This window comes from uncultured Ellagibacter sp. (genome assembly GCF_934617235.1).
Classification (GTDB): Bacteria; Actinomycetota; Coriobacteriia; order Coriobacteriales; family Eggerthellaceae; genus Ellagibacter.
Map to the genome: position 1 here is coordinate 1 of NZ_CAKTTZ010000064.1, position 9,566 is coordinate 9,566.

Below are 9,566 nucleotides of genomic sequence, written 5' to 3' on the forward strand. Positions count from 1 at the left end.
GGCCGAGCTCGCGGCCGACGACGCGGACCTCGTCCTTGAACAGCAGCTTGACGGGCTCGCAGAGCTCGAACTGCAGGTCGTCGGGCAGGCCGCCGACGTTGTGGTGGGCCTTCACGCCGTCTTTTGACTCGAGGATGTCGGGGTAGATGGTGCCCTGCGCCAGGAAGCTGACCTCGTTGCCAACCTTGCGGGCCTCCTCTTCAAACACGCGGATGAACTCGGCGCCGATGATCTTGCGCTTGGCTTCGGGCTCGTCCACGTCGACAAGTTTGCCGAGGAATCGATCAGCCGCGTCCACATAGACCAGATTCGCGTCCATTTGGTTCTTGAACACGTCGATGACCTGCTCGCTTTCGCCCTTGCGCATAAGACCATGGTTCACGTGAACGCAGATGAGCTGCTTGCCGATGGCCTTGATGAGAAGCGCCGCGACCACGGAGCTGTCAACGCCGCCGGAAAGCGCCAGCAGGACTTTCTTGTCGCCGATCTGCTCGCGGATTGCAGCTACCTGCTCATCGATGAATGCTTGAGCAAGTTCGGGGGTGGTGATGCGCACCATGTCGTCGGGACGCTGATTGGGATCCATGCAGAGCTCCTTCAAGGTCGATGGGAATGCGCCGGCGCATGCGGGCGCAGATGACATAACTATCCCAATTATATGCAGCGCGAGCCCGATTTTGCTTCGTCGAGAGAAATTATTTTGCAGTGTGTCGCCGTGGCTTTCGCCTATCGTTTCGCTCTTCGATAGAGAAACGAGTCAAGTGGGGAAATCCCCGCGGGTGCTGGGAATAACGCTTCGAAGGCACGGAAAGCGCGGGGCGCGGAAATGGACGGAGGGAAGGCGCGGGAGGCGCGAGTCGCGGGAAGGCACGGAAGGCTCGGGAAGGCGAGCGGGCTGCCGGCAAACTCACTTGCGTAGATACGCCGTGGAGCGCCCTGCGCCGATCTTCTCCAAGTACCCTTCTTGCGCGAGCGCGCGTAGCGCATTCTCGATAGTGGAGAGCGACACATCGGGCAAGGCCGCAACGACCTGGGCTTTCGTGAGCGGATTGCTACGGAGGGCGAATAGGTCCCTCACTTGCTGTGCCTTTGTTGGCGAACCTGCGGGCGCATTCTCCATCGCCGCGAGCAGCATCCGGTATGCCTCGCTCAAAAGCGACAGCCACAGCTCCACAAACGGCGAGTAGTCGCACTCTTTCGTATCCCAGCTGCCAAGGCATGCGTTGAGTGCCTCGTAGTACGCCCCCGCGTGTCGCTCGCAGAGCCGATCGATGCTCACGTAGCGGCAAACGTCGAAGCCCGCCTTCTCCATGAGCAGCAGCGAGAACAGCCTCGCGAGGCGCCCTGTTCCCTCGTCAAAGGGCTTGACGCACATCACGTCCACCGCGAAGGTGGGAATCATCATGAGCTTGCGGCTGGCGGAGTCGGCAAAGGCGCTGGCCAGGTTGTCGCAGGCTGATCCCAGGTAAAGCGGTGTCTCGAAGGCTAAGATGGGGCTTGCCGGCACGCGCTGGACCTTCCCGTCCATCATCATGTTCACGTAGTCCTTTTGGCGATAGGCGCTTTTCTTCCCAGAAGGTGCGCCCACGAGCACGGTATGCATAGCCAAAAACGTGGCGGCGTCGATGGGGAAGCGGTCAGGGTCTTTCTGGAACGCTTTCAGCGTGCGGGCGTATCCGGCGATTTGCCGCTCCCGCGCGCTCGCGGGCTCGGCGCCGTCTATGAGCTCTTGGATGCGGGAAGGGTCCAGGCAGATGCCGTCGATGCGGGCGGAGGAGTCCACGTTGTCGAACAGCGCCTGGGCTTCAAGCTTCGCGAGCTGCCCTTCGTGCTGGGTGCGCAGGGCACAGAATCGCCCCTTGCTCTCGTGGAGGGTCTGATGGAGGCGCCAACATTCCTCAGAGTAGGCAGATGCGGGCATCGCAGCGTAGGCGAACGACTTCATAGGTGCTCCTTCCCCTGTCTTCTGCCCAATCATATCACCTGAAATTGGGCAGAAAAACACAATCGCTTCACAAATTCGTCAAGCGGCGAATTTCCTGCCCAACCGCATGCTTAAATGGTATCAAGGCTATTTCGAGAGAAGGAGTCCTCATGGCGCTACAGCTAGTTGTCGACCCGAAGAAGTGCAAAGCCTGCCGCTCCTGCGAGCTGGCTTGCTCATTCGGCCACTTCGACGAGTTCAACCCCCGCTTGTCCAACGTCACCGTCTTCCATTACGAGGAGGCGGCGATCACCGTTCCGGTCATGTGCATGCAGTGCGACGAGTCCGCCTGCGCGAAGGTGTGCCCGACGGGCGCGCTCGTGCGCAACGCCGCCGGCGTGGTGGAGCATGACGCGGCGAAATGCCTCGTATGCAAGATGTGCGTGAGCGCCTGTCCCCTGGGGAACATTTCCTACTCGCCGCTTAAGAAGAAGGTCATCAAGTGCGATCTGTGCGGCGGCGACCCGATGTGCGTGAAGTTCTGCCCCACGGGTGCCATCTCTGCTGTCGATCCCGTTGAGGCACCGAGCAAGAAGCAGCTTTTGGCCGACAAGCTCATGGCTGCTATCGAGGAGGCTTAAAGATTATGGCTATCGGAAATGCTTGGGTAGGCACCATCCTCCGCGTCGATCTGAGCGCGGGAACTATCGCGAAAGAGCCCTTGAACATGCAGGACGCTCACGATTATGTGGGCGCGCGCGGTTTGGGCACGAAGTATTACTGCAACGAAGTCGACCCCAAGATCGACCCGTTTTCCCCCGAGAACAAGCTGATTTTCATGACCGGCGCTCTAACGGGCACGTTCGCGCCTTCCGCAGGACGCTACGAAGTGGTGTCGAAGTCGCCTCTGACGGGCACCATCGGCGCCGCAAATTCGGGCGGACATTTCGGACCCGAACTGAAATACGCGGGCTATGACGGCATCATTTTCGAGGGCCGTGCCGATAATCCCGTGTATCTCTACGTAAACGACGACGTCGTGGAACTGCGCGACGCCAGCCATCTGTGGGGCAAAAACGTCCACGAGACCACCGATTTGCTCGAGACCGAAGTGGGCAAGTTCCGCATCGCGACGATCGCGCCGTCGGGCGAGAACGGCGTGCTCTTCGCGGGCGTCATGAACGACAAAAACCGCGCGGCTGGGCGCGGGGGCATGGGTGCCGTCATGGGCTCCAAGAACCTGAAGGCAGTCGTGGTGCGCGGTACGGGAAGCGTAAAAGTCGCCCGTAGCCAGGCCTTCTTGGAGGAAAGCATGAAGTCGCGCACTATCTTGCGCGAGCATCCCGTATGCGGCACCGGCCTTGCGGCTTACGGCACCGAGATTTTGGTGAACATCATCAACGAGGTGGGCGGTCTGCCCAAGAACAACGGTCGCGACGGAGCTGTGTTCGAGAACGCCTACGAGATTTCCGGCGAGAAACTGGCCGAGAGCGCGCTTGTAAAGAACCAGGGCTGCTTCGGCTGCACCATCGCATGTGGTCGCGTGACCAAGATAGAACCCGACGAGAGCGAGTTCTATGGCTTTGGTGAGGGACCTGAATACGAGGCGGGCTGGAGCTTCGGCGCCGACTGCGGCGTGGACGACATCGCCGCCGTGCTGAAGGCCAACTGGATCTGCAACGAGGAGGGCATGGACCCTATCACGCTGGGTGCCACCGTCGCCTGCGCCATGGAGCTTTTCGAGGCGGGCTATATCCCCGAGAGCGACATCGGCTTCCCCCTGCGCTTCGGCGACGCCGCCGCCATGGTCCGCTGCGTGCGCATGACCGCTGACGGCGAAGGGTTCGGCAAAATGCTGGGGCAGGGCTCCTACCGTTTGGCCGAGCACTACGGGCACCCCGAGCTTTCCATGTCCGTGAAAAAGCAGGAGATGCCCGCCTACGACGGCCGCGCCATCCAGGGCATCGCGCTTGAGTACGCCACTTCCAACCGCGGCGGCTGCCACGTGCGCGGTTACATGATCTCCCCCGAGGTCTTGGGCCTGCCTGTAAAGACTGACCCCCTGGTCACGGAAGGGAAGGGCGCGCTGCTGAAGACTTTTCAGGACCTCACGGCTCTCTGCGACTCCACGGGCATCTGCCTGTTCACCACGTTCGCCTTGGGTCTGCCCGAGCTTGCGGGGCTTTATCGCGAGGCTGTGGGAACCGACGAGACCGACGAGGAGATCTTGCTCAAGGGCGAGCGCATCTGGAACCTGGAGAAGCGCTTCAACATGGCAGCCGGCGTGGAGAAAGACACGCTGCCGCCGCGTCTTTTGCGCGAAGAACTGCCGAGCGGCCCTGCGAAGGGTAAGGTGGCGGAGCTCCAGGTCATGCTGGCCGACTACTACGAGGCTCGCGGTTGGACGTCGGAGGGCGACCCCACTGACGCCAAATTCCGGGAGCTTTGCCTGTAAGGCATGGCATGAACGTCAAATTTTTCGCGACATATCGTACGATTGTGGGGCAGGGGTGCATCGACCTCCCCGCCCCTCGCGATGTTTTGGAGTTGCTGGAACTTTTGGAGCAGCGCTACCCCGGTTTCCAGGGGTTGCTGCTCAATGATGATCATACCGATAAGGGACGCGATGCCATCGTGTTGGTGTGCGGCCGCCATATCGAGCACCTGAATGGCGTGCGCACCCCGCTTTCCGAGCAGGATTATGTTGCCGTGACGCCGCTTGTCGCGGGAGGCTGATGCCGCGACAAGCGGTGGGAGCCGAGCACGCGTCCTTCGAAGCGCGAAGGAGACTCCCATGATTTCCGACGAAGAAGTCATCCGAATCGTGCAGTCTTATCCTGCCGAGCGCCGCTATGCGCTGGCCGCCATGCAGGATATGCAGCATGCGTTCAACTACATTCCCGAGGAGGGGCTTCGTTGCCTGGCCGAGCACCTGAACTGCGGTGTCGCCCAGCTGTATTCCATGGCCACCTTCTACAAGGCCCTGTCCTTGAAGCCGAAGGGCAGACACATCATCAAAATCTGCAACGGCACCGCGTGCCATATCCGCGGTTCGGTGAACCTCGCGACGGGGCTTAAGCGCGAGCTGGGCATCGACCCTGGTGAAACGACCGAAGACGGCATGTTCTCCGTGGAAATGGTGAACTGCCTGGGGTCGTGCGCCTTAGCGCCGGTCATGCTGGTCGATGGCACCTACCACAACAAGCTGAAGCTGGAAGACGTCCCCGGCATCGTGGAGCGCTATCGCCTCGCGGACGCCGAAGAAGGGGAGGCCGGCAATGACTAGGACGGAGAGAATACTTGTATGCTGCGGCACCGGATGCATCGCCAACGGCGCCTACGATGTGGCGAGCGCCCTGGAGGAGCAGATTGCCGTGCAAGGCGCGAATGCCCAGGTCGAGCTTAAGGTATGCCGCACGGGCTGCTCGGGCGAATGCGAACAGGGCCCGCTTGTGCGCCTCATGCCCCGCGACACCATGTACTACAAGGTGAAGCCCGCCGATGCGCCCGCTGTTATCGCTTCACTCGAGGGCGACCCGGTGGCGAAGCTTCTGTATCGCGATGAACAGGGAAAACGCCATGAACATCAGGCGGACAACCCCTTCTACGGCCTCCAGCACAAGGTGGTGCTGAAAGACGTGGGCATCATCGATCCTTTGAGTTTGGACGAGTACAAAGCCGCCGGCGGTTATGAGGGGCTCGCGCGGGCGCTGACCATGACGCCTGACGAGATCATCGCCGAAGTGGAGAAGAGCGGTCTGCGCGGCAAGGGCGGCGCCGGCTTCCCCGCGGGGCGCAAGTGGCGCAGTGCGGCAAGCTACGACGCGTGGCCGAAGTACATCGTGTGCAACGGCGACGAGGGCGACCCGGGCGCGTTCATGGACGGCTCCACGATGGAGGGCAGCCCCCATGCCGTTATCGAGGGCATGATCATCGGCGCGCTGGCCATCGGCGCCGAGACGGGTGTGCTCTACATCCGCGACGAGTACGCGTTGGCGTGCGAGCATATCCAGCGCGCTATCGACGACGCCTACGCTGCCGGCATCCTGGGCGAGCACATCATGGGCAGCGACCACAAGCTGGACCTGAGCATCGTGCGCGGCGGCGGCGCCTTCGTGTGCGGAGAGTCCACGGCACTTATGAATTCGATCGAGGGCAAGGTGGGCGAGCCGCGGCCCAAGTATATCCGCAGCGTCCAAAGCGGCCTGTTCGAGAAGCCCACGGTGCTGAACAACGTCGAGACCTTGGCGTCCATTCCCACCATCTTGGCCCACGGTGGGGAGGAATACGCCAAGCTGGGGACGGAGAAATCGAAGGGTACGAAGGTTTTCGCCATGGTGGGCAAGGTCAAGCATACAGGCCTTGTTGAAGTCCCCATGGGCACCACGCTTCGCACCCTCATCTACGATATCGGCGGTGGCATCATCAAGGACCGTCCCTTCAAGGCCATCCAGACGGGCGGCCCGTCGGGCGGCTGCATCCCCGAAAGCCTGCTCGATCTGCCGGTTGACTTCGACACGCTGGTTGAATACGGCGCCATGATGGGCTCCGGCGGCATGATCGTCATGGACGATTGCAGCTGCATGGTCGAAGTCGCGCGCTACTACATCGATTTCCTGTGCGAGGAAAGCTGCGGAAAGTGCACGCCCTGTCGCGAGGGCCTGCGCCAGATGTGCTTCATCCTCAACGAGATTTGCGAAGGTCGCGGCAAAGAGGGCGACATCGAGCTGCTTGAAGAGCTCGGGCATATGATGCAGGACGCTTCCTTGTGCGCTTTGGGCCGCACGGCGCCGAACCCTGTGCTGACCACCATCAAGTTCTTCCGCGAGGAATACGAGGCGCATATCGGCGAGCATCGTTGTCCCGCGGGTGTTTGCGCTGCGCTGACCAGGTTCGATATCGATCCTGTGAAATGCAAGGGTTGCGGTATGTGCGCCAAGGCGTGCCCTGCCGATGCCATTTCAGGCGAGCGCAAGCAGCCCTACGCTATCGATCCCGCTGCGTGCATCGCTTGCGGCAGCTGCCGTGAGGTTTGCAACTTCGACGCAGTGCTGACGGAGGGGAGGTAGCGATGGCTAGGACGTATGAAATCGTGATCGATGGCAAGACCTGCACCGCTGAGCATGGTGAATACTTGTGGGACGTGGCGAAGCGCAACGGCATCGAGATTCCTGCGCTCTGCCGCAGCGAAGCTTTCCCCGAACACCGCGCATGCTGCCGCGTGTGCATCGTGGAAGTGGTCGCGCGTGGCCGTTCTAAGGTGGTCACCTCCTGCGTGTATCCCATAGAGGGAGAATGCGAGGTGCACACCGATTCGCCCAAGATTGTCCAGGACCGCAAGGTTCTCATGGCGCTGCTGGCTGCTCGTGCGCAGGAGTCCGACCTTATGGCCGCGATGGCGTCTCACATGGGGGCGGGCGAGGGCTATGAGCGCCTCGAGGCGCTGGATGCGGGCAAGTGCATCCTATGCGGGCTGTGCGTGCAAGCATGCGAGAGCATGGGGACGGGGGCGATCTCTACGGTCAACCGCGGCATCGACAAGGAGGTAAACACCCCCTATGGCGCGGCGAGCGGTGATTGTATTGGTTGCTTGAGCTGCGCAAACGTTTGCCCTACGGGCAGCATCGAGTTCGCGGAAGATTCCGAGACGCGCACTATCTGGAACCGCACGTTCGAGCTTTCTCGCTGCAAGGAATGCGGTCGGGTGCTAGGTACGCGGCAGATGTCGGATGTGGATCTGTGCGATGCGTGCCGCAGAAAATCGGTTGCGGACGAGCTGGCGCAGACGTATCGTTTCATATAGGTTTGCGGCTGTGTGGTAGGGCAAGAGTGTAGGCGCCTGACTATATTGCCAGGCGGCCGCGCGCTCGTGCAGGGATACGGGTGCGCGGCCGCAATGATGATGGGACATATCGGCGGAAGGAGCGCTATGGCATTCGAGCATCGCTACGATCGCAATAGGCAGGCTCTGTCGGATCGGGAATGCCAGGCGCTTTTGGGGTGCAAGGTTGCGGTCATCGGCTGCGGCGGGCTGGGCGGTTACGTGGCCGAACATCTCGCCCGGGTTGGCGTGGGAAGCCTGCGCCTGGTCGATGCCGACGTATTCGAAGAGAGCAATCTCAATCGCCAACTTTTCTGCACCGAGGACTCCTTGGGCCGCGCGAAGGTGGCAGTGGCAGCCGAGCGTTTGGGCGCGGTGAACTCGGGCGTGGCGATCGAATCGCTAGACACGCTTTTGGTCAGCGATAACGCCGCCGCCCTCATCGCGGGATGCCAGTGTGTGGTGGATTGCCTCGATAACGTAGCTTCGCGCTTCCAGCTTGCCCGCGCCTGTCAAGAGGCGGGCATCCCCCTTGTATACGGCGCCATTGCCGGTTGGTTCGGCCAGGTGAGCGCCGTGTTTCCCGGCGATGTTTCCTTCGTTTCCCTCTACGGCGCCCACGAAGATGCCGACGGTGGGGAAGGGGTGCAGAAAACCGAGGGCAACCTGTCTTTTACGGCGGGCGTGGTCGCCTCGTTTCAGGCGGCGGAGGCTGTCAAGGTGCTGCTCGGCAAGCAAGATGTTCTCCGAAATCGGCTGCTCATGATCGATCTTCTGTTCGGATCCGTGGAAGAGATGACCCTGCGATGAGGCGCGCGAGCACTCCCGCGGGGAAGCTGCGCCTGTTCAACGCGCTTGTTGCCTCGGCGATTGCCGTCTTCTTCCTTGCTCACTCGCTGCTGGGGGCGGCTTCGTTTTTTGTTGAAGGCCTGGTCAACCACGTGCCTTGGCTTACGTGGGCCATGTTTGGCGCAGTAGGGATCCACGTGTTTGCAAGCGCCGGCGCCACCGCCTCGATGTTGACCGATACGGAGCGTCCGCCAAGTTCCCGCAAAAAGCGTCACTTCGTACTGAAATGGACCACAGGAGCAGTCTTGGCGCTGGTGATTGCCGCGCATCTCATCTGCGTCCTTTGCCCCGAGAACCTTCTCGCTTTTTCCCATCAGGCGAAGGTGCCTTTCCTTCTTCTGCTCGCTGCGCTTGCCTGGCATGTGGGCATCGCGACGAAATCCCTTGCTCGTGACCTGGGAATCGGGAAGAGGACGCGCGATATCATGCGAGCCACCTATGTGCTGGGCATCCTCGCCCTGATCGTGCTTCTGTTGCTTGCTTCTTAGGCGGTTCGGCGATCGCTTGGGCTTGCCAAATAGGCGAAGAAGCCAAAGCCGATTGATCGATGAAGCCCGAGCCGCCCCGAAGGGGCCTTCCCGCTTCGGGCAAGGAAGGCTACGCCGCTTCGAGAGGACTTCCCCGTTTTCCGAACTGCCTTGATGGTCTTCCCGGACTTCTGATTAAGGAGCTCGGGCTGATTCGGGGCTTTCGCTTTCGAAATTCAAGAAATCGGGGCAGCCGTGGACAGAATTTGTCGATATGTGAGGAGTTGCATTAGGGTAACTTGACTTCGAAAAATCCGACCTGGGCAAATGCGGGGCTTCACAGGCTCAGACGCTGACATCGCCCTTCCCAGGCTCACATATCGCCATTTTTTGTCCACGGGGCCTGCTTTTTGAGAAAGAAGCTTTCTTGGCGGGTAGCGTCCCGAATGTTGGTGTATCAACCCGTTTTCGGAGGGCGGGCGAAGCCCGCCCGAGGAAAACGGCC

General features: G+C 61.1%; 10 protein-coding genes. 8 read left to right on the top strand and 2 right to left on the bottom strand.

Features of this window, described 5'->3' with window-relative positions; genetic code table 11:
• Together Q0G85_RS09730 and Q0G85_RS09735 are read right to left on the bottom strand one after the other, a co-directional pair.
• A partial coding sequence (locus Q0G85_RS09730) for an asparagine synthase-related protein (RefSeq protein WP_297157421.1) occupies window positions 1-586 on the bottom strand: 586 nt, incomplete at its 3' end.
• Between the two features lie 321 nt (window positions 587-907).
• Window positions 908-1,945, bottom strand: coding sequence for a Fic family protein (locus tag Q0G85_RS09735; RefSeq protein ID WP_297157424.1), 1,038 nt, complete (start codon window positions 1,943-1,945; stop codon window positions 908-910).
• 149 nt (window positions 1,946-2,094) lie between these two features.
• Between Q0G85_RS09735 and Q0G85_RS09740 the strand changes: the two genes are divergently transcribed.
• From Q0G85_RS09740 to Q0G85_RS09775, 8 genes are all read left to right on the top strand, one after another.
• Window positions 2,095-2,565, top strand: coding sequence for a 4Fe-4S dicluster domain-containing protein (locus Q0G85_RS09740; protein ID WP_297157428.1), 471 nt, complete (start codon window positions 2,095-2,097; stop codon window positions 2,563-2,565).
• A 5-nt stretch (window positions 2,566-2,570) separates the two neighbouring features.
• Window positions 2,571-4,379: an aldehyde ferredoxin oxidoreductase family protein gene (locus Q0G85_RS09745; protein WP_297157430.1), complete on the top strand. Its 1,809-nt coding sequence runs from the start codon at window positions 2,571-2,573 to the stop codon at window positions 4,377-4,379.
• A gap of 8 nt (window positions 4,380-4,387) precedes the next feature.
• Window positions 4,388-4,660, top strand: coding sequence for a MoaD family protein (locus Q0G85_RS09750; protein ID WP_297157432.1), 273 nt, complete (start codon window positions 4,388-4,390; stop codon window positions 4,658-4,660).
• 58 nt (window positions 4,661-4,718) lie between these two features.
• Window positions 4,719-5,210, top strand: coding sequence for an NAD(P)H-dependent oxidoreductase subunit E (locus tag Q0G85_RS09755; RefSeq protein ID WP_297157434.1), 492 nt, complete (start codon window positions 4,719-4,721; stop codon window positions 5,208-5,210).
• Window positions 5,203-6,993 carry an NADH-ubiquinone oxidoreductase-F iron-sulfur binding region domain-containing protein gene (locus Q0G85_RS09760; protein WP_297157437.1) on the top strand — a complete coding sequence of 597 codons (1,791 nt, stop codon included), beginning with the start codon at window positions 5,203-5,205 and terminating at the stop codon, window positions 6,991-6,993. Before Q0G85_RS09755 ends, Q0G85_RS09760 begins: the two co-directional genes overlap by 8 nt.
• Before the next feature lie 2 nt (window positions 6,994-6,995).
• Complete coding sequence (locus Q0G85_RS09765) at window positions 6,996-7,727, top strand: 4Fe-4S dicluster domain-containing protein (protein WP_297157440.1); 732 nt, start codon at window positions 6,996-6,998, stop codon at window positions 7,725-7,727.
• 126 nt (window positions 7,728-7,853) lie between these two features.
• Window positions 7,854-8,555, top strand: a complete 702-nt coding sequence (locus tag Q0G85_RS09770; RefSeq protein WP_297157443.1) for a HesA/MoeB/ThiF family protein — start codon at window positions 7,854-7,856, stop codon at window positions 8,553-8,555.
• The gene (locus Q0G85_RS09775) at window positions 8,552-9,082 is read left to right on the top strand and encodes a hypothetical protein (RefSeq protein WP_297157446.1); all 531 of its coding nucleotides are present in this window, start codon (window positions 8,552-8,554) and stop codon (window positions 9,080-9,082) included. The genes Q0G85_RS09770 and Q0G85_RS09775 overlap by 4 nt, the downstream gene beginning before the upstream one ends.
• Window positions 9,083-9,566: the final 484 nt, after the last annotated feature.